Raw genomic sequence first — 26361 nt, forward strand, 5'->3', positions numbered from 1 at the left:
GCACATCGCTGTGCGATTTATTTAAAACTTTGAATTAACAGGTACGTTTTGTCTTGTTTAGTTTTCAAAGATCATTATAATGGAGCGGGTGATGAGAATCGAACTCACGACATCAGCTTGGAAGGCTGAGGTTTTACCACTAAACTACACCCGCGTTTGTATTGGCGCGCCCGAGAGGAGTCGAACCCCTAACCTTTTGATCCGTAGTCAAACGCTCTATCCAATTGAGCTACGGGCGCTTATCAGGCGACTTAACTATCATACTACCAATCAGTTATGATGTCAAGTGTTTTTTTATTTCTTTCGAAGTCTTTTTCTCGACTTCATTTATTATACACGATTTTGAGAATTTGCAAAGCCTTTTTTTCAAAAGATCATTTTCTCATTTGTCGTTATCGCTTTGTTCATCAGCGACGTTTAATAATATACCATGCACTTTAAATGAGGTCAACACTTTTACGAAACTTTTTTCTCACTTATTATTCCCTTCTATATAATAAATAAAAAAGCAGGATTCCTAGGAACCCCGCGTCTATTCAGATTACCCGCTCACCTCAGCTTCTGCGCTATTACGATCTGTTTTTTCATAAGCACGGAAGTTTTGTTCAAGCTGTTCGAGCGACAGACCTTTCGTTTCCGGAAGGAACCTTTTCACAAAAATAACGGACACTACCCCAAACAGGACAAAAATGAAGAAGGTTGCAGACAATCCTATGTTTGCGAGCAGGACCGGAAAAGTTAAACCCACAAGGAAGTTCACGATCCAGAGGCAGAAGACAGTGACCCCCATACCAAGTCCCCGCAATCGAAGCGGGAATATCTCCGACAGCATCAGCCAGGTCACCGGAGAGACAGCCCCCTGCTGAAACGCAAGGAAAGTGACTGTTAATGAAAGAACCACATAAGGAAGAGCAGGCGATCCTTTCAGCACGACAGACAGAACTCCGATCAAAAGCAGCACCGCAGTCGTTCCGATCAGCCCCGTCATCAGCATCGGGCGGCGGCCGACTTTGCCGAGAAGCCATATTCCCACAAAAGTCGCGAGCACCGAAATCACACCGTTGGCAATATTGCCGATTAATGCGGCTTTTGTCTCGAAACCGGCATCTTTTAAAATTTGAGTTCCATAATACATAATTGAATTCACGCCGGTGAGCTGCTGCACTACCGCAATTCCGATCCCGATAAACACAATGCGGCGCACCCACGGAACGGCAAGATCCTTAAAGGTGGCCTGCTCCATCTCAGCTTCCTTATGAAAGGCAGAATCAATCTCAGCGAGCTCAGACTTAGCTTTCTCTTCATTCCTTATTCGCCGGAGAACGCGCAGAGCATCTTCTTTTCTTCCTTTAGAAACCAGCCAGCGCGGACTTTCAGGAACTTTCAGCATACCGAAAAACAAGAATACCGCCGGAAGGGCCGCGATAACGAGCATATAACGCCAGGCGTGAGAGGTATCACCAAGCACATTGCCGATGATAGCATTACACGTGAAGGCAAGCAGCTGGCCCGTTACAATCATCAATTCATTTTGGGTAACCATTCTCCCTCGGCTTTCCGCCGGCGACATTTCAGCCAAATATGCCGGAACGGTTACGGATGCTCCCCCGACGGCAAGCCCCAGCAGAAAACGGGAGATGATCATAACCGATACGTTAGGCGCCAGTGTACATCCAAGCGTCGCTGCAAAGAACAAAACGGCAAGGATAAGGATATTTTTACGTCTGCCGTTATAGTCCGACAATCTCCCTCCGAAAACTGCTCCGATCGCAGCCCCCAAGAGCAGGGAGCTCGCCACCATCCCTTCAGTCAAAGCCGTAAGATTAAGCTGGTCAGCTTCCGCCATAAACGGCAGCGCCCCATTAATTACACCTGTATCGTAGCCGAAAAGAAGTCCCCCGAATGTCGATACCAAAATGATGGTTCTTAAAAATGAATGCTGGCTGCTATTTTTATTCATCTTCAAATCCTCCTAGTTTTTACACAGAGATAATATCGGAATATTCAGTTATCAATATTTACACCTATAACGTCTGCATACAAGTTCTGACCGTCCAAAACAGTTATATAAGAAGAAAATGATCTGAAAGCGTTATCATTTATAGTGATTATTCGCTCTCCCCTCTCGTCAAATTGTTATTTTATAGTTACTTTGTAGTGAAGTTATAATGATATTATTGGTACTTATGTTATTATCATAATTTTAAAAGCGCTTTCAGTCAATAAATATTTCAGAAAATTTTATAACTTACCTTTATATTACCTATATGTAATCAATTTATATTTTTAATCAACTCATTTTCACGATATACTCAATAGTTAACCTCTCTTCAATAAATAATTGATTATATATTGAAAACCCCCAATCAGCAGTTGGGGGTTTTTGTTTTATTCTTCGTTTATCGTAACGATCGTTCTCCCTCTCGCTTCTCCTTTTAAAAGGGCAGGAAGCGTATCCGGCAGCTCTTCAAGTGTAATTTCCTTTTGAATAAAGGCCTCCAGATCTGCAGGCTTGAAGTCATCAGCTAAACGCTGCCATGTTTTCTTTCTTGTCTCCATCGGACAGAATACGGAATCGATTCCCAAGAGACTGACGCCGCGCAATATAAACGGGAAGACTGTAGCAGGGAGTTTCGTTCCCGCTGTCAGTCCGCTCACAGCAACTGATCCGCCGTACTGAATCTGGCTGAGAACTGAAGCAAGCGGCTCACCTCCGACCGGATCGACGGCCGCTGCCCATTTTTGTTTTTGCATCGGTTTTAACGTGCCGTTATACACTTCATCACGGTGAATGACCGTCTTCGCTCCGAGGCTCTTCAAATAGCCGCTTTCTTCCTCTTTTCCCGTACTGGCCTCGACCTCGTAACCTACGGTTGAAAGAATGGAGACGGCAAAGCTTCCGACGCCGCCTGTCGCTCCCGTCACCAGCACCTTCCCTTTTTCAGGAGCGGCATGGTTTTCTTCAAGACGCTGGACGGACAATGCGGCAGTGAAGCCGGCGGTTCCGATCGTCATGGCTTCTTTAAGTGTCAGACCTTCAGGCAGCGGCACGATCCAATCTGCCGGAATGCGGGCCATCCCGCTATAACCGCCAAAGCGGGAAACACCTATGCCGTAGCTTGTCGCAATGACTTTGTCCCCCTCTTTGAAACGGGCGTCATCTGAGGAAACAACGATTCCCGCTAAATCAATTCCCGGCACGAAAGGATACGACGTTACGATCTTGCCGTCAGGAGTGGCAGCCAAGCTGTCTTTATAATTCACCCCTGAGTAGCAAACCTTAATCAGCACTTCACCCTCGGGAAGGTCCTGAACCGCCAGCTCCCGTACGCTGACTGAAAACCGGTCTTCACGTTGATCGACTACTAACGCTTTAAATTGATCTGTCATCACTACGTCTCCTTAAAATGAATTGAATGGCTTTGAAAAAGCATAAAATAAGTTTGATTTGTTTTCAAATGTCCTGCCCCGTGTAGTATGATCAAAAGTAAAAACAGCGAAAGAGTGGTTACGCATCATGTCTGATAAACAAAACAAAGATAACAAAAACAACAACAGCGGCAATCAGCCATTACCGGACATTATTCATACCGCCGTTTTCAAGGCGCCGATACAAGTTGTCTGGGATACGGTCTCCACTGCGGACGGCCTGTCTCTCTGGTTTATGCCGAATGATTTCACACCTCAAGAAGACAGTGAGTTTCAGCTGGAATCTCCGTTCGGTCCCTCTCCGTGCAAGCTGCTGGATATTGAAGCGCCGTACCGCCTTTCTTTTTCGTGGGATACGGAAGGCTGGATCGTTTCTTTTGTCTTAAAGGAAACGGAAAGCGGAGATACGGAATTCACTCTCATTCACGGCGGATGGAAAGAGCCGGAAGCCGTCATCAATAAAGTCAATCGGAAAAGCTCCGAGATTCACAGTACGATGGATCAAGGATGGAACGGGCTTGTCAACACGAAACTTCGCGGGGCGGTTGAGGCTTAACACAAAAGGACGGACACGCTTTCCGTCCTTTTTTTGATGCCGATACATAAAAACTGACTTTGCAAAGACACTAACAGAAGAACCGAAAACTTCTTTCAGGGGGCGCTGTTTATGTATTATTACAAAGAAGAGCTGATCAATATCATTAAACCGGACAAGCCGGACCCGGCCGCGGCCAAGGTGCTTCAGGAAATTTTAGGCGGGCACTACGGAGAAATGCGGACGATGATGCAATACTTTTTCCAAAGCTCTAATTTCAGAGGAAAAGAAAAACAGTTCCGCGATCTGCTTCGCGGTGTATTTTTAGAAGAGATCGCACACGTTGAACTCGTCCAAAGTACGATCAATGCGCTGCTAGATGAAAGCGGCGGTGAGGGCGCCGGAAATCAGGCAGCAGATCAGGCGCCGCTTGATGAAGCGGTGAAACACGCCAATCCGCACCATTTTATCATCGGGGCGCAAAGTTCTCTTCCTGTAGACGCCGGCGGCAATCCATGGAACGGGTCTTGGGTATACAACCACGGGAATCTGATTTCCGATTTATTGGACAATGTCGTGCTGGAATCAACCGGCGTGCTGCAAAAGACACGCATTTATGAAATGAGTTCAAATCAGACGTTCAGAGAAACACTCGGATTTCTGATCGTCCGTGACAACGCCCATCAAAATGCATTTACAAAAGCGTTGGAAACACTGGGTGTCGAATGGGGCAAATTATTTCCCGTGCCGAATTATGATATTGAAAAATACCCGGAATGCCGGAAATTCGTTGAGATGGGTTATCATAATACCCAATTTAATTTCAGACTGGATCCGACACGGATCGGAGAAATTCTGCAGGGAACGACGCCGAGCCGAAACGGCGGCGAATTAAGTGTGTCCGAGCCTCCTAAAGGTTTCCCCGTGCCGGAACTTCCCGAGCTTCCGAATGAGCACAGCCCCGGACTGAAAGATATGAACTTGTAACAAAAAACGCCTGTTTCGGGCGTTTTTTGTTTTTCTGAATATGAGGTTTGAATGTGTTTAAAACGGGGAATATAAGCCGGGAGATCTTGCCATACGGCCGTTATTATAATGTGAGCACATTGCTGTACATACTTCGTTTCGAAAGTTGTCCTAATTTTCCAGCCGGCCGGCTGGGTATGTTTGAATGATAATGGGAATTATGTAAAGAGAACAATGTCTTTTCTAAGGAGGCAGCGAATGTCTAAGCAAGGAAACTTCCAGAAAACTATGTCACTTTTTGATCTTATTTTAATCGGCATGGGAGCCATATTCGGTTCGGCATGGCTGTTTGCCGTCAGTAACGTCGCCTCTAAAGCGGGCCCATCAGGCGTTTTTTCCTGGCTGATCGGCGGGGGAATCATCTTATTGATCGGCTTGGTTTATGCGGAACTGGGCGCCGCGCTGCCGCGGACCGGGGGAATTATCCGGTATCCCGTATATTCACACGGGCACCTGGTCGGATATTTAATTTCCTTTGTCACCATTGTGGCATACACGAGTCTTATTTCTATAGAAGTCACGGCAGTCCGCCAATACGTGGCGTATTGGTTTCCCGGTTTGACCGTAAAAGGCTCTGATTCTCCGACAATTGCCGGGTGGATATTGCAATTTGCGCTGCTCTGCCTGTTCTTCCTCCTCAATTACTGGAGTGTCAAAACCTTTGCGAAAGCAAACTTCATTATTTCGATTTTTAAATATGTCGTACCGATTACGGTAATTGTGGTACTGATTTTTCATTTTCACCCGGGCAATATGACCGTTCACGGATTCGCGCCTTTTGGCTTCACCGGAATTCAGGCCGCGATTTCCACAGGCGGCGTCATGTTTGCATACCTTGGGCTGCATCCGATTGTGGCTGTCGCGAGTGAAGTGCAGAATCCGAAGCGGAACATTCCGATCGCATTGATTGTCTGTATTATCGTGTCTACTATTATTTACACCGTGCTGCAGCTCACTTTTATCGGGGCGATCCCGGCGGATACCTTGAAGCACGGATGGCCGGCTATCGGGACTGAATTCTCCCTTCCGTTCAAAGATATCGCCGTTTTGCTCGGTTTGGGGTGGCTGGCGACATTGGTCATTTTAGATGCGATTTTATCACCGGGCGGTAACGGAAATATCTTTATGAATACGACTTCACGTCTCGTCTATGCCTGGGCCAGAAACGGAACATTATTCAGCATTTTTTCTAAAGTCAATAAAGAAACCGGGACACCGCGTGCCTCCCTTTGGCTTTCGTTCGGTCTGGCTGTTTTTTGGACGCTTCCGTTCCCTTCTTGGAACGCTCTTGTCAACGTATGCTCCGTCGCATTGATTCTGTCTTATGCGATTGCGCCGATTTCTTCTGCGGCGCTGAGAGTCAACGCGAAGAATATTAACAGACCGTTTTATTTAAAAGGGATGAGCATCATCGGACCGCTGTCGTTTATTTTTACCTCTTATATTGTATATTGGTCCGGATGGCGCACCGTATCCTGGCTTCTCGGTTCTCAAATTGTCATGTTTCTGATCTATCTCTGTTTCAGTAAATATGCTCCCAAAGATGATGTCAGCATACGGCAGCAGCTGAAATCAGCATGGTGGATCGTCGGCTTTTATGTCATGATGCTGATTTTCTCCTATCTCGGCTCGTTCGGCCACGGATTGGGCATTATCAGCAATCCGCTTGACCTGATTCTGATCGCCATCGGTTCGCTCGGTATTTATTACTGGGCAAAATATACGGGACTGCCGAAGGCTATGATCGACAGTGATAAATGACGAATGCCGGAAAGAAGTTTGGTCTTCTTTCCGGTATTTTTATTTTAAAGGATGACAAAAAAGCGAACATGCGATAAAATGAATGACAGTCATTCATAAAAGGAGGAACCCCTCTATTGGCAAAACAAAGCTCGGGAAAATACGAAAAGATCCTGCAAGCCGCGATTGAAGTCATTTCTGAAAAAGGATTAGACAAAGCATCCATTTCAGAAATCGTCAAAAAAGCCGGCACGGCCCAAGGTACGTTTTACTTATATTTTTCTTCTAAAAACGCACTGATATCCGCGATTGCAGAAAACCTGCTCGACACTACGCTGGACAGAATAAAAGGGAAAACGGACGGTTCTGAAGATTTTTGGACGTTGCTGGACATTTTGGTAGATGAGACATTTCACATCACCCGGCTTCATAAAGATATTATCGTTCTCTGTTATTCCGGTCTTGCTATCGATCATTCGATGGAGAAATGGGAAGCCATTTATCAGCCTTATTATTCCTGGCTGGAAGGCGTGATCAATACGGCCATTGAACAGGGTGAGGTCCACAGCGGCATTCATGTCAGATGGACGGCCAGAACGATTATCAACGTTGTCGAGAACGCGGCTGAACGGTTTTATATCGGCTGTGAACAGGATGTCGATCTCGAAGTATATAAAAAAGAAATATTCAGCTTTCTCAAAAGAAGCTTGCAGAAATGATTGGCGGAGACCGATCATTTTTGACCGCCGTAAAAATGACTGACATTCATTCATAACTAACTGAGGTGACTGTATCATGTATTGGCTGCTTGTATTGATAGCCGGACTGTTAGAAGTCGTTTGGGCGTCCGCCCTGAAGCATGCGGATTCGCTCTTCGATTGGATTGGTATTTTCCTTCTGATTGCCGTCAGCTTTCTGATGCTGATCCGCTCTTATAAAAAAATTCCGATGGCTGCCGCATATACCGTTTTTGTCGGAATAGGCACCGTCGGCACATATGTAACGGGCGTCATTTTAGGCGAATCGTTTTCAATCGGGCAAATAATCTTTTTAGCTTTGCTGTTGTCCGGCATTTTAGGAATGAAGGTATTTACGAAAGAAACTGAAACAAGGGGTGAACATTAATGGCATGGCTGCTGTTATTTATTGCCGGAGCGGAGGAAGTTGTAGCGGCCGTTGCCATGAAACATATTGACGGTTTTAAAAAAAAGTGGCCGCTGATTGTCATGGTAACAGGCTTTATGCTTTCATTCTTTTGCCTTTCCGGAGCGATGCAGGTTCTTCCCACAGGTGTCGCGTATGCGGCTTGGACCGGCATGGGAAGCATCGGCGTTTCGGCCGTGGGCATACTTTGGTTTAAAGAAAAATTCAATCTGTCACAATTGGTGTCTCTGGGGCTTATCCTCATCGGTGTCATCGGCTTAAAACTGACAGCGTGACGGCCTGAGACAGCTTTTTAAATAAAAAACAAAGGACCCGAAGCGGGCCCTTTGTTTTTTTATGCTGTTTTGATCTGTTCCGCTTTTCCCGCTCCGACTCCGAAAATGAAAATCAGAACGGAGACTGCGATCAGCATGAATAACGGAACCGTCCAGCCGCGCGTGATGTCATGCAGCAAACCGAATACGAGCGGGCCGAACGCGGCAAGCAGGTATCCGAATGACTGGGCCATGCCGGAAAGCGCCGCGGCTTCATGAACATGCTGGGTCCGCAGGCTGAAGAACATCATCGCCAAGCTGAACGCACAGCCTCCCGCAATTCCGATCAAAATGACCCATAGCGGAGTGAGAGCCGGGCTTCCGAAAAGAACGCCGGCAATGCCGATAAGGAAAAATAAAGCCGTCAGTCCGGCGAGTGCGCGCTGATTTTTCATTTTAGCGGCAGCGATCGGCACGATAAAAGTAATCGGCAGGACTGAGAATTGCATTAATGAAAGCATCCATCCCGCCTTACTTGAGCTGAGTCCATTCTGCTGAAGAATTTCCGGCAGCCAAGCGATGACGGTGTAAAAAATAAGGGATTGCAGCCCCATGAACATCGTCACCTTCCAAGCCAGCGGAGACCGCAGCAGACTGCTTTTCTTCTCTCCGTTTGTCCCAGTCGTGCGGACGGGCAGTTCGCGTCCTCGCATTTGCGGAATCCACATGACGAACGCAATGAAAGAAAGGATAGCCCAGCAGCCGAGCGCGCCTTTCCAGCCTAACCCCGCTGAAGAGGCGATCGGCACGCTGATGCCGGATGCAATCGCGCCGCACAGATTCATAGAAACCGAGTAGACGCCGGTCATGATGCCTAAATTTCCGGGAAACTTATGTTTAATGAGACTCGGCAGCAGGACGTTGCATACGGCGATCGACAATCCCAACAGGATCGTTCCGAAAAAGAGAGTGCCGATTCCGGCGATGGAGCGCAGCAGAGTTCCGGCTGTCAGGACAATTAATGATGACAGTAAGACAATCTCGGTCCCGAAGCGCCGGGACAATAAAGGTACCAACGGTGACAGACATGCAAAGGCCAAAAGCGGCACTGTCGTAATGGTGCCGGCAGCCGCATTGGTCATGCCGAGGCTGTCCCGAATTGAGGAAACGAGCGGCCCGACCGATGTCAGAGGCGCTCTGAGGTTGGCCCCTATCAATATGACTCCGATGACCAGCAATATCAGTTTTTTACGCTGACTTGCTTGCAGAATTTGATGTTCGTCTTTAATTTTCATGTTCATCCTCCATGTGTATTGTATCTTTAAATACTCTGATGTATTGGTTGACGGCCTCCATGGCCTGATCCGGTTTCTGTCCGATAATCGCGGCGGCAAGCTGGGTGTGGATCCGGATAGCAGGGGTGATTTCCAACAGGTTATGGACTGACGTACAAAGCGCCTCCGTCATATGCTCGTATAGATCAGAAAGCATGTTGTTATGGGCCGCCTGTACAATGGTTTTGTGCAGCTTAATGTCGGCTTCGGCATACCGTTTTCGATCTTCATTTTGCAAGGCCGCTTCACATTCATCCAAGCATGCCTTCAGTGCTTTCAGGTCTTCGTCATTACGCCTTTCCGCCGCCAATCGTGCAGCTTCTCTTTCGAGTGCGTATCTGACTTCTAATGTTTCAAGCAAATTTGATTTTTTAATATGGCGGTAAAATGCCGCGCCGAGAACACTGGATGAGCTGACATACGTACCGCTTCCCTGCCTTGTCTGAAGCAGGCCGGCATGTACGAGCGCCCGAATGGCCTCACGCAATGTGTTTCGGCTCACATCAAATTGCTTCATTAAATCCAGCTCAGGGGGAATGCGCGTCCCGACCGGCCATTTATCCGATTGAATTAACGATTCAATTTGCGCCACCACTTGTTCTACGAGCGACAGTCTGCTTGTTTTGGATATCTCCATCAAAACACCTCTGAAATTTGTAGGATGATTCTATCATTGGGTAATATAACATAAAAGAAGCGAAGATGTAAATCAGCGGCAACAAAAAAAGAGTGAGTTTTTCTCTCACTCTTCGGCGCTTTATGAACGTTTTATATTGACTGAGGTCACGACAAACTTGTCATGACGGTGGCGGGAAAATGAATATTCAAAGGGAGTGCCGTTGTCCAAAAAGCCTACATGCTCGACTTCAAGTATCGGGTCATCCGGCCGGCAGCCGAGATATTGCTGATCCATATCATCCGACTTGCACGCTCTGATTTTTCTGTGTGAGCCTGCGATTTTGAGCTGGAGTTCCCGCGTAATATGATCGTAGATGGAATGGTTGAGCACCTCGTCATTAATGCCGGGTATAAGGCTCGCCGGCATGTACGTTTTTTCAAGAACGTACGGTTCGCCTTCAACGATTCTGAGCCTCACTACATAATAGACGGGAGTCTTTTCATCGATGGCCAAATGTGCGGCGACATCTTGAGACGGAAACTGCACTTCAAACCGGATGACCTTGCTCTTGATATCTTTGCCTTTTAACAAATTGCTCAAGCCGAGAATTTCGTTGCTGACTACGTGAACGTGCTCATCCTGCATGGCTGATTGAATGATAAACGTGCCGTGCCCTCTTTTTCTGAAAAGCATCCCTTCAGCCGCAAGTGTATCAAGCGCCCGCTTCATCGTCATCCGGCTGCACCCGAACTCCGCAGCGAGCGTCTTTTCATCCGGGATCGGCTGATCTATGTCATATACACTGCTTTTAATCCTCTTTCTCATTTCGTTGGCGATTTTTTCGTACTTATTCATCGGTTTCCTCCGGCTGTATAATGTTTGATCTGTATAGACTCCTTACGGTTATCATAAATTTTTTTCCCTGCTTCATCAATGACGTTACAGCCGCCGATATTGAAATTTGAAAGGATTTCCTCGAATTTTCTATGGAATCTCCCTCACTATTATGGTAGAATTTTTTGCAGAAACGGACACAACCGAATATTGCATACATTGTATAACCTCAATGATATGGTTTGAGGGTGTCTACCAGGAACCGTAAAATCCTGATTACAAAAATTGTCCCGTACACTTTTTGTAATCAGGATTTTTTATTTTCTAAAAAATAAAAAAAGGAGTATCTGTACATGAATTTCAAAGTATTTCTGCTTGCAGCATCTACCATCGCAGTCGGATTGGTTGAATTAATTGTGGGCGGTATTCTTCCGCAAATCGCTTCCGACTTAGATATATCCATCGTCAGCGCGGGGCAGCTGATCAGCGTGTTTGCGCTCGGTTACGCGGTATCCGGCCCGCTGCTTTTGGCAGTGACGGCAAAGGCTGAACGAAAGCGGCTTTATTTAATCGCACTGTTTATTTTCTTCCTAAGTAATCTGGTCGCTTATTTCAGTCCCAATTTCGCCGTACTTATGGTGTCACGGGTGCTCGCTTCCATGAGCACAGGGCTGATTGTGGTCCTTTCTTTAACGATTGCTCCTAAAATCGTGGCACCTGAATACAGAGCGCGGGCGATCGGCATCATTTTCATGGGGTTCAGCTCCGCAATCGCTTTAGGCGTGCCTGTCGGTATTATCATCAGCAATGCCTTCGGATGGCGCGTTCTGTTCTTGGGAATCGGCGTATTATCTCTCGTTTCCATGCTGATTATCAGCGTCTTTTTCGAAAAAATACCTGCTGAAAAAATGATTCCGTTTCGTGAGCAGATCAAGACGATCGGGACCGCCAAAATTGCCAGCGCACATCTTGTCACCTTGTTTACATTGGCGGGGCATTACACACTCTATGCCTACTTTGCGCCTTTTTTGGAAAGAACGCTTCATTTGAGTTCCGTTTGGGTCAGTGTATGCTACTTTTTGTTCGGTCTGTCAGCGGTATGCGGCGGCCCGTTCGGAGGCTGGCTGTATGACCGCTTAGGGGCATTTAAAAGCATCATGCTTGTGACCGTTTCTTTCGCTCTGATCCTGTTTATCCTTCCGCTGACAACGGTTTCTTTAATCATTTTCCTGCCTGCGATGGTGATCTGGGGATTGCTCAGCTGGAGCCTTGCGCCGGCGCAGCAAAGCTATTTAATCAAAATTGCGCCTGAGTCTTCCGATATTCAGCAAAGCTTCAACACGTCCGCTTTGCAGATCGGCATCGCGCTCGGGTCAGCCATCGGCGGCGGCGTGATCGGACAAACCGGTTCAGTCACAGCAACAGCCTGGTGCGGAGGTTTGATTGTCATTATCGCTGTCGCGTTAGCTGTATTCTCTTTAACGAGACCCGCTTTGAAAAGAAAATCCGCATAAATGTGAGACCGCAAAAAAGCCAAAGGAGTTCCTTCGGCTTTTGCGGTCTTTTTATTTTGCGGCAGCAAGCTCGTCTTCTGTCACCCATTTATGATTGGTTACTTTTTGGCCGCCGTCAGTCGGTGTATAGTCGACCATATAAACGGTTGTCTTTTCGGCTGAATCAATAACGGCTTCGGCGCCCTTCATGCCTTTCATATGGGATGCCTCGATCACGGCCTTGTCACCCGGTTTTAACGTTTTATCACCGGCGCCCTTCAGCTCTTCCTGAATGACCCATTTATGATCTTCGACGCGCTTTCCTCCCGTTTCCGGAGTGTAAGATACACTGTAAACCGTTGTATCATAAGCACCTTTTACGGTTCCTTGCGCATTTTTCATGCCTTTCATATGAGAAGCTAAAATCATGACGTCACTGCCGACCTTATAAGTCGGATTTTCGGCCTTCTTTAAACCTTTCGGCACCTCGGATGAACCTGAGTGATTCATGTCTTCGTGAGAGTGCGTTTCTTTGTCTTTCGCTTTTTCGCTTCCTCCTGAAGATTGGCTGTTGCATCCGGCAAGCGCCAGAACGGGGATCAGGAGAAACATGCTGAATAAAAATAGTCTCGCTTTCATTTCAAGAACTCCTTTGCCTTTTTGATTTTTCACTTTCCCTTTCGTTTCCTCGGTAAAACAAAAAGATGGCCTGTCATTTCTCCTAATTCTTCAAATCTCTCTTTATTGCCTTTCATCAGGTGAAATTGTTCACAAAATGTACACATTAATGGAGATGCAGTATAATTCAATTATCAGATAATAGGGGGAACTCATCATGAAAACGAAGGTTTTTGCGGTGGTATTGGGCGCTGTTTTAATGATTGCGGGGTTGGTTTTGGCAGAGGTTTCGCTTTATATGGAATACATCACAATGCTCGGAGCTATGATTTTTTCTTCTATATTTATGTCAGAGCCGAAAAGAAAATTTCGCGTCATCAAAGGGGTTTGACTTTTCTATTACCGCCGTCTTCTCAGGACGGCGGTTTTGTTTTGCATGTCACTCAGTCTATCCGCACAGCCGTTTCTTCTGTGCCGTCCTGATATAAAACAAAATGCGGGGCTGTTTGTGCTTTATCACCTGCAAATTCAATTTCAAGCGGCAGCGCCCTGACAAAATAACGGGTTTCCGTCATTGGGAATAATTCGAATGGTGTCTGCCCGTCTATTGTAAGATACAATCGGTTTTCTTTTACCGCCACCGATGCATGTGTGTCATCCTGAAATGAGTAATTGCCGGTAAATCTGCTGTAAATCGCAGGATCGATATCTGCTTTTTTCTGATCTGCCGGACGTTTCGGAATCACGTATGGCTGATCAAATAAGATGTTTACAGCCGCGGCAATTACAGCTTGTTCAAATTGATACGATTGTTCCATATTGCTGAGATAAATCAGTGTTTTATTCTGGTCAATATACCGGATCATCAGAGTTGAATAGCCCGGCCAGCCTCCGTCGTGACTGATAACCTTCCCTTTTTGCCGGCTGTTTTGAATCATCCAGCCAAATCCGTATCCGAATTGCTCTTCTTCATTCCAATAGCCCGGTGTAAACGCTTGATTTTTAGACTCTTTGCTGATGATTTCTTCCGTATAAAGAGCCTGATCAAACAGATATAAATCTCTAATAGCGGAGTTAACGGTTCCGTCACCTTGAATTCCGTCAAGAAAGACGACATAATCAGTTTCCTCAAGTTCATCCCGCAGCACATATTCTCCGGAATGAACATCATACACATAGCCATATGCATAGTTCGGGATGTTTTCTTTACTCAGCCTTCTGTTATAAATCCGCGTATCGTGCATACGAAGCGGATGAAATACGGCTTGTTTCATAAATTCAGCAAAACTCATGCCTGATACAATTTCTATAATAACCGCTAACACCACATACCCCGTATTACTGTACAGCCACTCCTTGCCCGGCGGGAAATAAGCATCCGGCTTATGCTGCTTAAGCATATCGATCACATCTTGATTAACGGCAATTCTGTCCCGGTCCCAATGTGTTAAGAACAACTCCATATAGTCCGGCAATCCTGACGTATGATGGAGTAAATGCCGAATGGTAATGCCCGGATAAGGAAAATCAGGAAGCCACTGCTCTATCATATCGTCATAACGCAGCTTCCCTTGCTGCTCTAAAATGATAACGCCCAAAGCTGTAAACGGCTTCGATACTGAGGCCAATTCAAAGACCGATTGGTCATTCAGCATCCTCTTTGTATTCAGTTCTGCAGCGCCGAATGCCCCCTGGTATAAGATGCGGCCGTTTTCCGCTGCCAATACAGCGCCGTTTATTTCATGCCTTTCGTCTAAAGTGCTGAAAAGCTGTTCAAACGCTTGTTTTTTCTTATCGTTCATTTCACGAACCTCCATATACAAGCTGATTTACTCTTTTATACGAACGGCCGCTTTAGAAGTTTCAATATTTTTCCTTCTCGAAACACCAGTTAGTATACTGCCGTTCAGGCAGCCGCGGAGGTTTGATGAATGTCTTTTATTCACACAATACTGTGCAGGCTTCAAATTCAACATGCTTCTCGTCTTTATTTGCACCGGCAATTTCCATGGTCGAAAACATCGCACAGACGACGGCTTTGTATTCGTTCATGACGGTTTGAATTTCAATCAGGAACCGTTCGGATGAAGCCGCGTATTCCGTTACGTACTCTTTCATTTTGCCGATAATATCATCTGCCTGACGGCTGAAGCCGGCCGCCTCCAAGTCACTCTCAAACTGGTTTTTGTTGATCATATGAATATGCATTTTTTAAAGGCTCCTTTCAGCAGCATTTTGTGGTTATATCTACTGTAAAGGACAGGCTTGGACAAACTTTTAATAAAATATGAACAAAATATGAATTGGCTCATCGGCCTGACCGGCGGGCTTTCGGCTGTGCTCCGTTTCATTTGGACTACATGAAATAATGACTTCTTTACTCTGTTAAAAACAGCTCATATATGATCTAATACCAGTAAAATGTTTAGGAGGCGGCCTATGTCAGCAGCAGGAAATCGGCAAAAATTTTGGGTCATGGCGATGCTTATAGCGGTCTTTGCCGTGTTCGTTTTCTCTTTTTCTGAGAATCATTCACAAAAGGACTGGCACACGGCGGTTGACCAGGCGTCAGTGAATGTCTTCGGCCAGCAGATCTTTGAAAAAGACCGTCTGGCAAAAACACTCGACGCACGTGAGGCAGAATCTCTTCTGACTCTTGTGAAACTTGCAAATGAAGAACATCACATCATCTAAAAGCCATTATAAAAAGCCTGTTTCCCTTTTGCAGAGGAAACAGGCTTTTTCCATGTATTATTGAGCATGTTTTTGTTCAATAAACCGGTCGATCCGGGCCAGAACATCCTTCATGTCCGTACATTCTTTAAAGCTTTCATTAATGGCTTGAATGCCTTGTTTGTATTTTCCGTTATGCAGCACTTCTTCCGCGGCAAGCCTTACCTTTTCAGCGCTTACTTCATCTTTTTGCACGGTATAGCCTGCATCCAATTCAGTCAGGCGGCGCGCAACCATCGGCTGGTCTTTATCGTGCGGGATGACCACCAGCGGCACTTGATAATGAATGCCTTCATTTACACTGTTCATTCCGCCATGCGTGACAAACACGTCGGCCTGCTCCAGCACTTCAAGCTGCGGCACGTACGGAGCGATGATAAAGTTTTCCGGCGCCTGTTTGATTTTCGACAGATCGGCTTTTTCCCCGGCGGCAATGACTACTTTTCCTTCAAAATCTGAGAACGCGTCTATGCACAGATTGAAAAACGCTTCTGTGTCCCCGAGCACCGTTCCCATTGAGATATAAATGACTTTTTCATTCTTTAATGAGTCAATCGGGAAGTCGACGCGCCCTTTTCTCTTCGGAAAACTCGGACCGATAAATAAATACTCATCTCCGAACGTCTCGCTTTTGGGCTGAAAATATCTGCTTGTATAGACGACGTTCAATTCACCTGTGTTGTTCATAAATTGAACCATGCTGTCAGGGGCGACACCGTATTTGTCTTTCATCTCGGCCAACAGCTCTTCACATTCCCTGTCCGGCTGAAACGGCACGCCCGATTCCGGATGGAGCGGCAGTATTTTCAGACGGTCTTCATTGAACAGGAAGGATGCTGAAGAAGAGATGCCGGGGATGTTGAGATAATCCCGCACCAGCTCTCCCGCACCGAATTTATCATAATAGACGGCGTCGAATTGAATGTCCTCTGCCAGCCGCTGCACAATATGTAAAATCTCCAGTGACGTTTTGATATGAACCTTTAAAAATGCAAGTATACCGGACGGACTGCCGGGATCAATAGGTGTCATTCTGAGCAGATCGCTGTGAAGATGAACTTTCGCCCCTACTCCTTCCAGTCTGCTTTTGTATTTTTCCGTTGAGATATAATGAACGTGATCGCCCCGTTCGCTGAAGGCCTTTGTCATACCCAAAGTCGGGTTTACGTGTCCTTCTGCGGGAAAATTGATCATCAGAATATGTTTCGCCATTTTTCAAACTCCTTTGCCTTTTTTGCGTCTCTTCCATATCCATCATAAATGACGCGGAAAAAATCATGCAAGGAACATCCGTCAGGTCTTTATGACGGTTCGATGACATCGGCCAAAAAAAAGACAAGGCTTTTCACCTTGTCTATCGTGATGATTCGTCTGTTTCTCCCGCTTTGAGCACGCCTTTCAGATGTTCTTCATCATGCTTGAGATGCTCCGTCATATATTGCACGGCTTTTGTTTTGTCGCCCTTTTTTATTTCTTCAAAGACTTTCCGGTGCTCATGCAGGATAACCTCCGCACGGTCATCGCCTTTAAAATTAAGAACTCTGCAAAAATGAATCAGCACATTGACATGCTCAAGCAGCATGGCCAGCCGGCTGTTGCGGCTGAAATCCACAAGGAGCTGATGAAACGACTCGTTTAAGGAAATAATCTCAGTCTCTTTGACGCCTTTATTGATGGCTTCTTCCGTCTTGCGCAGCTGTTTTTCAATGAGGTCAATTTCACTCTCAGCCGCTTCATCAATAACCAGTTCGACTGCCAGTGATTCAAGTGACATTCTGATTTTATAAATCTCTTCAACATCCTTAACGGACAAAGAATAAATGACAAAGCCGTTTCGATCGTCTGCCGTCAAAAGCCCGTCCTTTTCAAGGAGCCGCATGGCTTCTCTGACCGGCGACCGGCTGACTCCGAAATCCTTGGCCAGCTGAGTCTCATTCAGCCGTTCACCCGGTTTAAAAATCCCGTCAAATATCATTTTTTTCAATTGGGAATAAAATTGCAGATAATACGGGATTGGCTTATCTAATTTAAAATTATCCATCTTTCCTACCTCTTCATACAATTTAGGCCTTATTGTTACCAAGATCATATAACAGTTTATCTATGGAAGCAACATTCCCGAGCTTGTCAGCATATCGGATGTGGCGTAATATGGAATTATGATGAACGACGGTCGACGGTCTGCCGTAAACCGAAAACAATTCATTCAGAGGTGACGGAAACATGAAAACTTACAAGATTGCCAGCATACCGGGGGACGGTGTGGGGAAAGAAACAGTTCCGCAAGCGGAGCGGGTGTTGAACGCGATCGCCGAATTACATGGAGGCATTGCCTTTGATTTCACTTCTTTTCCGTGGAGCTGCGAGTATTATTTGGAGCACGGGACTATGATGCCGGATGATGGATTAGAAACGTTACAGCACTTTGATGCTTTGTTTTTGGGAGCGGTGGGGAATCAAAAACTCGTCCCCGATCATGTTTCGCTGTGGGGGCTGCTCATTAAGATACGCCGGGAATTTGAACAGGTGATTAATGTGCGGCCGGCAAAGCTCCTGCCGGGAATCACTTCCCCCCTCGTTAACCCGAAGGATTTTGATCTGATAGTCGTCCGCGAAAACAGTGAGGGCGAGTACAGCTCTGTCGGCGGCAGAATCTATCAGGGTGAGGACGAAATCGCCATACAAAACGCGGTCTTTTCCCGACGGGGTACGGAAAGAGTAATGCGGTATGCTTTCGAACTGGCGGCAAGTCGGCGGAAACACGTCACAAGCGCGACGAAATCAAACGGTATTGTTCACTCGATGCCGTTCTGGGATGACATCTTTAAAGAGGTCAGCCGGGAGTACGCCGGGATTGAGACGGATTCCCAGCACATCGATGCACTGGCGGCCTTCTTTGTCACGCAGCCGGAACGCTTTGATGTCATTGTCGCTTCGAATCTGTTCGGAGATGTGCTGACAGATATCGGCGCGGCGATTATGGGAAGCATCGGAATCGCTCCCGCAGCCAACATCAATGTAAACGGCAAATATCCTTCCATGTTTGAGCCTGTTCACGGCTCCGCCCCGGATATTGTCGGAAAAGGAATTGCCAATCCTATAGGCCAAATATGGACGGCGAAATTAATGCTCGATTCATTCGGAGAAGAGGAACTGGGCCATCTCCTCTTACAATCTATTGAAACGGTCACAAACAGCGGCATTCTGACTCCTGATGTCGGCGGAAAACATTCAACGGAAGATGTCACTTCCGCTATTATTTCTCAAATCAAGAACAGATAATACGAAAAAACCGCGGGCAGAAAAACTGCACAGCGGTTTTTTTCGTCTCAGACGGGACGGATCGCGCAGAAACAGGCCGATTCACCTGTGAAGCCCGCAATACGGCCTGATTGATCCTTTTCTACAGAAAAAAACCGCTGTATATCATGAGGAGCATCCAGCATCTGTTTTTCCAGTAATGCGGCTTTCTCTTCAGTCAGGCCTGCCCGTTCACACCAGACGGTAAATTGAAATGGTTTCAAAAAGCAGACAGCGGATTCAATCCGGAAGCCGGCTGTCTCCAGAAAACGGAGCCATTCTGTTTTTTTCCACGCCCGAAAGTGGCTCTGATCCCGTCTCTTCTCAATGTCATTATAAAAATGGTCATATTCATCCTTTTCAGGTGCGGTATTGTCAATGAGAAGCAGTCTGCCGCCCGGTTTGACAACCCGAAACGCTTCATGAACAAAGGCTCTGACATCGGGAAAATGATGCGCCGCGATTCTGCATGTGACGATATCGAAAGCAGCATCGGAAAACGGCATCTTTTCAGCATCGCCTTTTTCGAATGAAACGTTCGTCCATCCGTTTCCGGTTATAAATGCTTCAGCGGCTGCTAACATTTCTTCCGTGAGGTCATAGGCGATAACAGAGCGTACGAGAGGAGCGAGAGCGTTAGCCGTATGTCCGCCTCCCGTCGCGATATCCAGCACGTCCATATGCTTTTCGGCACCGGAAGCTGAAACGAGATACGCCAAATCCTCTCCTGCGGCGTGTCCTGGACTAGTCACATATTTCGCGGCGTTTTTGGCAAATTGCCGCTGCGCCTGCTGTTTAATTGAATCCTCCATTATACTCGGGCCCCCTTTTCTTTCTGATTGCTGCCTTAATCAAAATAAACGGGTTCGTCCGGATGTTTGAGATATGCAAACATCCTATCAATCTGACTTTTTGTATTGCGGGCTTCAGATAGCGGCGGCAGTTCCGTTTCCGCAAAAAAGCCGGCGGCGCTTGTTTCTGTTCCCTCCCTGATCCGGCCGCCGATGATCTCGCATTTGATAAACACTTTGTAAACGTGGGCGGCGGACGGCGGATGGGAATGGCATTTCTTATCCATTACAGCTAACAGTTTAACGGGCTTTACGTCGATTCCTGACTCCTCTTTTACTTCTTTGACAGCGGTCTCGCCCGGAGAAATCCCGATATCAGCCCATCCGCCCGGCAGCGCCCATCTGCCGTCGCTTTTCTCTCTTACCATTAATATGCTCTGATCTTTAAAAACTGCCGCTCTGATATCAACTTTCGGAGTGGGATAGCCCGTGTCACCGGCGAATACGTCTTTGATGACCCTTTTATCGATGCCGGTATGATGCGCCATGATATCCACGCTTATTTTTCTTATTTCTTCAAATCTCTCAATATCATATATGTCTTTGGAATAAGCCAGCCCCGCTTGCGCCGCGGATTGAAGCTGTTTTGCCCATTCAAGCCATTTTGGCTCCATTTTTTCACCGCCCGTTATGTTAATTGACGAAACCCTGAGGGTCCGAGTATTGCACCTTGAGAGTACCGGTGCCCATGATCCGTTTCTGCTCCTTGTTTTCTGTTTATGGAGGGGCGAATCCTGCCGGGAAAACAGAAAAAAGCCATTCATTTGCTGAATGGCTTTTTTTCATTTTCTATTTTTCTTTCATGACGAGAACGACGCCTGAAACAATAAGGGCCGCCCCGATCCAGAAGGTTCCTCCGATCGTCTCTCCCAGCAGCAGCCAGCCGAGCAATGTCCCGGAAAGCGGCTGAAAGAAGAAAAACAGACCGCCGCTTGCCGCATTCAGCAATTGCAATCCGCGATTCCAAAGCATGAACGCGCAGGCGGTTGAGATCACACCCAAATATAAAAGTCCGCCCCATATCTCAGGCCGGGCAAGCTGAGACAAAGGAATCTCCTGAAGCGGGCCCGCTGTAAACGGGGTCAGGATGACAAATGCGACGCAAATGGAATACGTTGTGACGACAAGCGGTGAGTAATGGCCGGGAACCCGTTTCATCAGCACGGACATCAAAGCCCATGTCAGCGCCGCAGCCAGAAGCGAGAGACCGCCGAGCTGGCTCGACATATCGAGATCTCCGTTCCCCACAATGAGCAATACTCCGATCGTCGCCAGCCCTGTCGATATTCCTTTTTTCAGCGTTAACCGCTCTTTCAACATCAGCCGGGCAAATACAACCATAAATGCGGGAGTGGATGCCGTAATAATCGCACCCATCTGCGCGGTTGATAATTTCGTGCCGATTTCCTGCGTGACGATCGAAATCGTGTTGCCGATCAATCCGATCGCAGCGATCAGTAATAAATCACGTTTATGAACTTTCCAGGATTGGCGTGTAAACAAACTGAGAATCAAAAGCGAAAGAAGCGCCACCGCATATCTCAGCCATACCAGTTCAAGCGGCGGAATGACCGCTACCACAACTTTTACAACGACATACATACCTCCCCAGATACTGGCGGCCAATGTCAAATAAATCGAACCGAACAATGTATTTTTCAATTTGATGCACCCTCCGTTATCATATTAGGTCACGTCATATGCCCTAACGGAGAGAAGCGCAGTCACTTTCCTCCATTAAGGGCGGAGAAGTGCTGCCGGTACATCATGTTCAAATAAGGGCGCTAGAAACATATCGTGTTTCACCTCAATTGCAATCTGATTTTTCTCATTATACAAGGTTTGTTAGAAGACGTAAACGAACGGCGGCACCGGCTTTATCGATTGCGGACTTGCAGCTGGATTCTTGTGATCTGATTGTCAAACCCGTCCGCCACAACCTCATCAAACATATATTCTTCATATGCATAATCGCCCATTTCCAGCCCATACTCTTCAATAAACTGCATGATGCTGCGGTAAGCCGCTTCCGCTTCATCCCCTATTTGGTACCCGACGGCATAAAGCCCTTTCGGCTTGATATGGAGGTCTCTATTCTCTATGCCTTCTTCTGTCTTCATATAAAAATGGGTGTAGTTGTAGAATTCTTTTTTCAGAATCTGCTCCCGCGCAAACAGTCCGCCGACCGGATGCCCCTGATCGAGTTCATGTACCCGCATATAGCGGATCAATTCGGAAATGGCGGCAGTGTATTGCCGTTCTGGCAAATGGAGTACGGGTCGTCCTATCATAAGTGTCTCTTCATCTAATCGCTGCAATGAGACGGAGGAAAAGTCTGTCTCCAAGGCTTGTTCGGTCAGCTTCACCTTTGTCTGAATCATCCTTTGCAGGTGCTCCAGCTTTTTGATTTTGCTTTCGATTTCTGAAGATTTCTCTTTTAAAAGCGTGATGATACCTTCAGGAGTTTTGTCTGTTAAGAGCGGTTTGATCTGCTTTAAGGGCACGCCGACCTCCTTAAACAGACCGATGACCTGGAACAGTTCGAATTGATGATAGGAATAGTATCTGTATCCATTCGCTTTTTTGATTTCCGGAGAAAGCAGGCCGATCTCGTCATAATGGAACAGGGTTTGTTTTTTTACGTGGCACAGTTTTGCAAATTCACCCGTTGTGAAGTATTTTCTGACGTCTTCGCTCATAATGCCTCCTTGACTATACGGTAACCATATCCTTTATGATGATCATTGTATCCGAGAGAAAGCTGATTCACAAATGGCTTACGCAATGAAAGCTTTACCGTCTCAAAAAAAGCGGAAGAGGAGTAACAAGTATGACGATTGAAATCAGAACAGTCACGGAAGAAAACCGTGCCGATATACTGGCGCTTCATGTAAGTGAAAGCCAGACTTCATTTATTGAAACCGCGGAAGAGTGCTTACAAGATGCTGAGGATTGCCGGCATTATCAGCCGGCCGGTCTTTATGTTAACGGGGAATTGGTCGGCTTTGCCATGTACGGATGGTTTCCGGAATATGATGAGGAAAATGAAAACGGCAGAGTGTGGCTTGACCGTTTTTTTATTGATGAACGTTATCAGGGACGGGGATTGGGCAAGCTGTTGCTTGATGCCCTAATCCGTCATCTCGCTCAAATATATGATTGCAGACGGATTTATTTAAGCCTGTTTGAAGATAACGTCCACGCATTGCGGCTTTATCAAAAATTCGGCTTCTTATTCAATGGAGAGCTGGACTCAAACGGGGAAAAAGTGATGGTGAAAGAGCTGTAAACCCTCTGTATAAAAGCGATTCGGCTTCTTGCCAATACCTTAAATTTGAGGTAACATAAAGATATTAGACGACGGTCGACGGACTACGGTCGATTATTAGAACCTGATACAGCGGAGCGGAACATGGTGATCAGGCATCTAAATGGAGGAGAAGATTGTGCTTATTATACTCGTTATGTTTCTTCTCGGGATTATTCTCGGGTTTATCGGCGCCGGGGGAGCCGGTTTTGTCATTGCACTTTTAACTATACTGTTTCACGTACCGATTCATACGGCTTTGGGCACCTCCCTCGCCGGAATGGCTTTCACAAGTTTGTCGGGGGCTTTCAGCCACTACCGTGAAGGCAATATTCAGATGAAGATCGGCCTCATCGTCGGCGTTTTTGCGGCATTCGGTTCGTTTTTCGGGGCAAGGCTTACTTCCCTTATCCCCGCAGATTTGCTGCATTACTTGACGGCGGGCATGCTGTTTTTATCTGCTCTGCTTATTTTAGTCCGGTTATTTATTGTAAAAGAAACACATGAAGATTCCGGACGGCAAAGCAATCTGAATATATGGGTGAAAGCCGTTGTACTCGGTGTCATCGCAGGAATCTTGTCCGGAACATTCGGGATCGGCTCTGCCCCTTTCATCCAAATCGGCTTAATGATTCTTTTGCGCTTATCCATCCGCCAGTCGGTCGGCACCACCATGCTTGTCATTATCCCGCTTGCGGTCGGCGGAGGACTCGGTTATGTGACGGAAGGATTTGTCGATTATATGCTGTTGGTCAAAGTGCTGATCGGAACGATGTGCGGCGCATATGTCGGAGCGAAATTCACCAACCTCGTGCCGAAAGTCATTCTGAAATCAGCCATCTTTTTAACACCGGCCATCGCCGGTCTCATGCTTTTATTTTAAACTGAAAACGGGAGGCGGCCGCCTCCCGTTTTTTTCTGTTCTTCACCTGTTTTCGAAGAGCTTTTTCAGCTTTGCTTCCGTTTCGGTATGATCTACCGGCGTATACACACTGCAGCGCAGATCACTGTTGCCCTGAACCTGAAATGAAGTCAGGTTAAAGACCATTTTTCCCGCCTTCGCGTGGCGGAACTCAATTAATACTTCGGGTGCCGAGCTGACTTCGCTCTCATTCCACAGCGTATGAAATTCCGAATACGTTTTCTCCATTTCTTCTATAAACTGAGAATACCACGTATCAGCTACATACTGGCCGTAATACGTTCTGAAAATGGCGATGAATCCTTTCACAAAGTGCTCCCAGTTCACGGCTAAACTTCTTAATTCTTTTCTGGAAAACAATAGCTCTATGAGATTCCGTTTTTCAGGAGGAATTTGTTCAAAATCTAAAAACACGTGAGCCGCGGCCTGGTTCCATCCTACGATATGACACCGCCTGTCCGAGATAATGGTGGGACAATAACGGAGCTCCTGCAGGATTTTTGAAAGCGACGGGCTGATAACCGCTTCTTCCTCCGCGGTAAACGGCTGCTTCACGCCCTCCTCAATGGCAAGCGCGTATAAATAATTTCTCTCATCTTTGTTGAGCTGCAGCGCATCGGAAACGGCGTCCAATACGGCTGCGGACACTTTAATATCTCTGCCCTGCTCCAGCCACGTATACCACGTGGTGCTTACGCCGGCTAATTGCGCGACCTCTTCTCTTCGTAGTCCGGGCGTTCTTCTCCGTGTGCCCATCGGCAGCCCGGCCATCTGCGGAGAAATTTTGGCCCGCTGCGTTTTTAAAAACTCTGAAAGCGCCTGCAATCTTCCTTCTGGTATCATACCGAATCTCTCCTCTCTTACCCTGGTATTCATTATACTAGGATAATCAACAACTTGTAATAGGATAATTGCGAGTTACAATAAATACATACCGAAGGAGGAATGACCATGAAAAGAGTTGTGATCACCGGAATGGGAGTGATTTCACCTCTCGGCAATGATGTGCATACATTTTGGAAACACCTGACGGAAGGAAAATCGGGAATCTCTTTCATCGATTCGTTTGATGTCTCCGGTTCAAAGACAAAAATAGCCGGCACCGTCCGTGATTTTGACGCAGAAGAAAGATGGGGCAGAAAAGAAGCGAGACGGCTTGACCGTTTCAGCCAGTTTGCTTTAGCGGCAGCGGAACAGGCGCTTGAAAGCTCCGGGATTCAGCTCGATCAGATTGACCGTGAACGCCTCGGCGTGTACGTCGGCTCGGGAATCGGCGGCATCACGACTTTGATTGATAACGTTCATACTTTAAATGAACGGGGAGCGCGAAAAGTGAGCCCGAGCCTTGTCCCCATGATGATCTCAAACGCGGCCGCCGCTCAAATCAGCATCAGATTAGGCGCGCTCGGCCCCTCACTTTCTCCCGTCACCGCGTGTTCCATCGGCAATACGTCGATCGGGGAAGCTTTCAACGCCATTCGGAATGATGACGCAGATATCATGTTTGCCGGGGGAGCGGAAGCGGCGATTACGAATTTGTCATTAGCCAGCTTCGGCAATGCCCACGCGCTGTCAGCGAGAAACGAAGACCCCGCCGCGGCAAGCCGGCCGTTTGACGCGGATCGCGATGGGTTTGTCATGAGTGAAGGCGCGGGCATCTTAGTATTGGAATCATTGGATAGCGCAATCGGCAGAAACGCCCCGATCCTCTGTGAGGTGCTCGGCTACGGCGCAAGCTCTGACGCCTATCATATGGTAGCCTCCCATCCGGAAGGAACGGGCGCATACCTGGCGATGAAAAACGCTTTGAAAAAGGCGAACGTTTCAGCGGAAGACATTGATGTCGTAAGCGCCCATGCGACAAGCACAAAAGCCGGAGATCTTTCTGAAACATTGGCCATCAAGACATTATTCGGGGAGCTTGCCTATGACATTCCGGTTACGGCCAACAAATCAATGCTCGGCCACATGCTTGGCGCGGCAGGCGGCGTTGAAGCCATCGCTCTGACAGAAAGCCTGAGACACGGCATCATTCCGCCGACGATCAATCTGCAGCACCCTGATTCGGCATGTGATTTGGACTATGTAGCAGACGGACCCCGCCAGCAATCGTTAACGATCGGCCTTTCCAACTCATTCGGCTTTGGGGGGCATAATTCGGCGATCGTGCTGAAGAAATATGAATAGCGGGCATCAAAAAAA

At 47.0% G+C, this 26361-nt stretch carries 28 protein-coding genes, 2 tRNA genes and 1 riboswitch; of the genes, 13 read left to right on the plus strand and 17 right to left on the minus strand.

Annotation, left to right across the window (positions count from 1 at the left end; all coding sequences use genetic code 11):
• Positions 1–80: 80 nt before the first annotated feature.
• The 4 genes from G9F75_RS16200 to G9F75_RS16215 form a co-directional block, all read right to left on the minus strand.
• Positions 81–154 (minus strand) — tRNA-Gly (locus G9F75_RS16200).
• An 8-nt stretch (positions 155–162) separates the two neighbouring features.
• Positions 163–239, minus strand: a tRNA-Arg gene (locus tag G9F75_RS16205).
• Positions 240–541: 302 nt separating this feature from the next.
• Complete coding sequence (locus G9F75_RS16210; RefSeq protein ID WP_021495013.1) at positions 542–1960, minus strand: sugar porter family MFS transporter; 1419 nt, start codon at positions 1958–1960, stop codon at positions 542–544.
• A 428-nt stretch (positions 1961–2388) separates the two neighbouring features.
• Positions 2389–3390, minus strand: a complete 1002-nt coding sequence (locus G9F75_RS16215) for an acrylyl-CoA reductase family protein (RefSeq protein WP_167409236.1) — start codon at positions 3388–3390, stop codon at positions 2389–2391.
• A gap of 127 nt (positions 3391–3517) precedes the next feature.
• On the opposite strand from G9F75_RS16215, the gene G9F75_RS16220 reads away from it, so the two are divergent.
• The 6 genes from G9F75_RS16220 (at position 3518) to G9F75_RS16245 (ending at position 8169) form a co-directional block, all read left to right on the plus strand.
• A complete protein-coding gene (locus G9F75_RS16220) occupies positions 3518–3985 on the plus strand; it encodes an SRPBCC family protein (RefSeq protein WP_017419162.1) in 468 nt (155 codons plus the stop codon).
• Between the two features lie 111 nt (positions 3986–4096).
• Entirely contained in the window at positions 4097–4951 is an 855-nt protein-coding gene (locus G9F75_RS16225) for a manganese catalase family protein (protein WP_022552682.1), read from the plus strand.
• A 237-nt stretch (positions 4952–5188) separates the two neighbouring features.
• Positions 5189–6751 carry an APC family permease gene (locus G9F75_RS16230; protein WP_007409293.1) on the plus strand — a complete coding sequence of 521 codons (1563 nt, stop codon included), beginning with the start codon at positions 5189–5191 and terminating at the stop codon, positions 6749–6751.
• Between the two features lie 116 nt (positions 6752–6867).
• Positions 6868–7449 carry a TetR/AcrR family transcriptional regulator gene (locus G9F75_RS16235; protein ID WP_007409294.1) on the plus strand — a complete coding sequence of 194 codons (582 nt, stop codon included), beginning with the start codon at positions 6868–6870 and terminating at the stop codon, positions 7447–7449.
• A gap of 76 nt (positions 7450–7525) precedes the next feature.
• Positions 7526–7855 (plus strand): DMT family transporter, encoded by a 330-nt coding sequence (locus G9F75_RS16240; protein WP_021495015.1) that lies wholly within the window; start codon positions 7526–7528, stop codon positions 7853–7855.
• Positions 7855–8169 (plus strand): DMT family transporter, encoded by a 315-nt coding sequence (locus G9F75_RS16245; protein WP_003156024.1) that lies wholly within the window; start codon positions 7855–7857, stop codon positions 8167–8169. The genes G9F75_RS16240 and G9F75_RS16245 overlap by 1 nt, the downstream gene beginning before the upstream one ends.
• A gap of 59 nt (positions 8170–8228) precedes the next feature.
• Here the strand turns inward: G9F75_RS16245 and G9F75_RS16250 are convergent, their stop codons facing one another.
• The 3 genes from G9F75_RS16250 to G9F75_RS16260 form a co-directional block, all read right to left on the minus strand.
• Positions 8229–9443, minus strand: coding sequence for a CynX/NimT family MFS transporter (locus G9F75_RS16250; RefSeq protein ID WP_167409237.1), 1215 nt, complete (start codon positions 9441–9443; stop codon positions 8229–8231).
• Positions 9433–10119: a FadR/GntR family transcriptional regulator gene (locus G9F75_RS16255; RefSeq protein WP_021495017.1), complete on the minus strand. Its 687-nt coding sequence runs from the start codon at positions 10117–10119 to the stop codon at positions 9433–9435. The genes G9F75_RS16250 and G9F75_RS16255 overlap by 11 nt, the downstream gene beginning before the upstream one ends.
• Positions 10120–10239: 120 nt before the next feature.
• Positions 10240–10956: a GntR family transcriptional regulator gene (locus tag G9F75_RS16260; protein WP_014417057.1), complete on the minus strand. Its 717-nt coding sequence runs from the start codon at positions 10954–10956 to the stop codon at positions 10240–10242.
• A 178-nt stretch (positions 10957–11134) separates the two neighbouring features.
• Positions 11135–11234: riboswitch (purine riboswitch) on the plus strand.
• Positions 11235–11288: 54 nt separating this feature from the next.
• Here G9F75_RS16260 and G9F75_RS16265 point away from each other — a divergent pair.
• On the plus strand, positions 11289–12449 hold the full coding sequence (locus G9F75_RS16265; RefSeq protein WP_007409299.1) for an MFS transporter: 1161 nt from the start codon (positions 11289–11291) through the stop codon (positions 12447–12449).
• Between the two features lie 51 nt (positions 12450–12500).
• On the opposite strand, the gene G9F75_RS16270 is transcribed toward G9F75_RS16265, so the two are convergent.
• On the minus strand, positions 12501–13067 hold the full coding sequence (locus G9F75_RS16270) for a YdhK family protein (protein WP_017419166.1): 567 nt from the start codon (positions 13065–13067) through the stop codon (positions 12501–12503).
• A 196-nt stretch (positions 13068–13263) separates the two neighbouring features.
• Here G9F75_RS16270 and G9F75_RS16275 point away from each other — a divergent pair, with 196 nt between their 5' ends.
• A complete protein-coding gene (locus G9F75_RS16275; RefSeq protein WP_007409301.1) occupies positions 13264–13437 on the plus strand; it encodes a hypothetical protein in 174 nt (57 codons plus the stop codon).
• A gap of 52 nt (positions 13438–13489) precedes the next feature.
• Here G9F75_RS16275 and G9F75_RS16280 read toward each other — a convergent pair whose 3' ends face one another.
• A complete protein-coding gene (locus G9F75_RS16280) occupies positions 13490–14848 on the minus strand; it encodes a serine hydrolase (RefSeq protein WP_167409238.1) in 1359 nt (452 codons plus the stop codon).
• 136 nt (positions 14849–14984) lie between these two features.
• Entirely contained in the window at positions 14985–15254 is a 270-nt protein-coding gene (locus tag G9F75_RS16285; protein WP_007409303.1) for a hypothetical protein, read from the minus strand.
• A gap of 231 nt (positions 15255–15485) precedes the next feature.
• On the opposite strand from G9F75_RS16285, the gene G9F75_RS16290 reads away from it, so the two are divergent.
• Positions 15486–15740: a hypothetical protein gene (locus tag G9F75_RS16290; RefSeq protein WP_014417054.1), complete on the plus strand. Its 255-nt coding sequence runs from the start codon at positions 15486–15488 to the stop codon at positions 15738–15740.
• 57 nt (positions 15741–15797) lie between these two features.
• On the opposite strand, the gene G9F75_RS16295 is transcribed toward G9F75_RS16290, so the two are convergent.
• Both G9F75_RS16295 and G9F75_RS16300 read right to left on the minus strand, forming a co-directional pair.
• Positions 15798–16991: a macrolide family glycosyltransferase gene (locus tag G9F75_RS16295; RefSeq protein WP_022552678.1), complete on the minus strand. Its 1194-nt coding sequence runs from the start codon at positions 16989–16991 to the stop codon at positions 15798–15800.
• Positions 16992–17133: 142 nt separating this feature from the next.
• Complete coding sequence (locus tag G9F75_RS16300; protein ID WP_103527113.1) at positions 17134–17820, minus strand: GntR family transcriptional regulator; 687 nt, start codon at positions 17818–17820, stop codon at positions 17134–17136.
• 182 nt (positions 17821–18002) lie between these two features.
• Between G9F75_RS16300 and G9F75_RS16305 the strand changes: the two genes are divergently transcribed.
• Positions 18003–19061: a tartrate dehydrogenase gene (locus tag G9F75_RS16305; protein WP_022552676.1), complete on the plus strand. Its 1059-nt coding sequence runs from the start codon at positions 18003–18005 to the stop codon at positions 19059–19061.
• Positions 19062–19108: 47 nt separating this feature from the next.
• Here the strand turns inward: G9F75_RS16305 and G9F75_RS16310 are convergent, their stop codons facing one another.
• The 4 genes from G9F75_RS16310 to G9F75_RS16325 form a co-directional block, all read right to left on the minus strand.
• A complete protein-coding gene (locus G9F75_RS16310) occupies positions 19109–19891 on the minus strand; it encodes a class I SAM-dependent methyltransferase (protein WP_015416930.1) in 783 nt (260 codons plus the stop codon).
• A 35-nt stretch (positions 19892–19926) separates the two neighbouring features.
• Positions 19927–20544, minus strand: coding sequence for an NUDIX hydrolase (locus G9F75_RS16315; protein WP_015416929.1), 618 nt, complete (start codon positions 20542–20544; stop codon positions 19927–19929).
• Positions 20545–20719: 175 nt separating this feature from the next.
• Entirely contained in the window at positions 20720–21592 is an 873-nt protein-coding gene (locus G9F75_RS16320; RefSeq protein WP_014417048.1) for a DMT family transporter, read from the minus strand.
• 215 nt (positions 21593–21807) lie between these two features.
• Positions 21808–22629, minus strand: a complete 822-nt coding sequence (locus G9F75_RS16325; protein ID WP_014417047.1) for a MerR family transcriptional regulator — start codon at positions 22627–22629, stop codon at positions 21808–21810.
• A gap of 131 nt (positions 22630–22760) precedes the next feature.
• Here G9F75_RS16325 and bltD point away from each other — a divergent pair, with 131 nt between their 5' ends.
• Together bltD and G9F75_RS16335 are read left to right on the plus strand one after the other, a co-directional pair.
• Positions 22761–23219 (plus strand): spermine/spermidine acetyltransferase, encoded by a 459-nt coding sequence (gene bltD, locus G9F75_RS16330; RefSeq protein ID WP_021495023.1) that lies wholly within the window; start codon positions 22761–22763, stop codon positions 23217–23219.
• A 157-nt stretch (positions 23220–23376) separates the two neighbouring features.
• Positions 23377–24120, plus strand: a complete 744-nt coding sequence (locus G9F75_RS16335) for a sulfite exporter TauE/SafE family protein (protein ID WP_021495024.1) — start codon at positions 23377–23379, stop codon at positions 24118–24120.
• Between the two features lie 42 nt (positions 24121–24162).
• On the opposite strand, the gene G9F75_RS16340 is transcribed toward G9F75_RS16335, so the two are convergent.
• Positions 24163–25002: a helix-turn-helix transcriptional regulator gene (locus G9F75_RS16340; protein ID WP_014417044.1), complete on the minus strand. Its 840-nt coding sequence runs from the start codon at positions 25000–25002 to the stop codon at positions 24163–24165.
• A 108-nt stretch (positions 25003–25110) separates the two neighbouring features.
• Here G9F75_RS16340 and fabF point away from each other — a divergent pair, with 108 nt between their 5' ends.
• Positions 25111–26346 (plus strand): beta-ketoacyl-ACP synthase II, encoded by a 1236-nt coding sequence (fabF, locus tag G9F75_RS16345; RefSeq protein ID WP_021495025.1) that lies wholly within the window; start codon positions 25111–25113, stop codon positions 26344–26346.
• The last annotated feature ends 15 nt before the right edge of the window (positions 26347–26361 follow it).

It is taken from the genome of Bacillus sp. EKM208B, from assembly GCF_011800725.1.
GTDB classification, from domain to species: Bacteria; Bacillota; Bacilli; order Bacillales; family Bacillaceae; genus Bacillus; species Bacillus velezensis.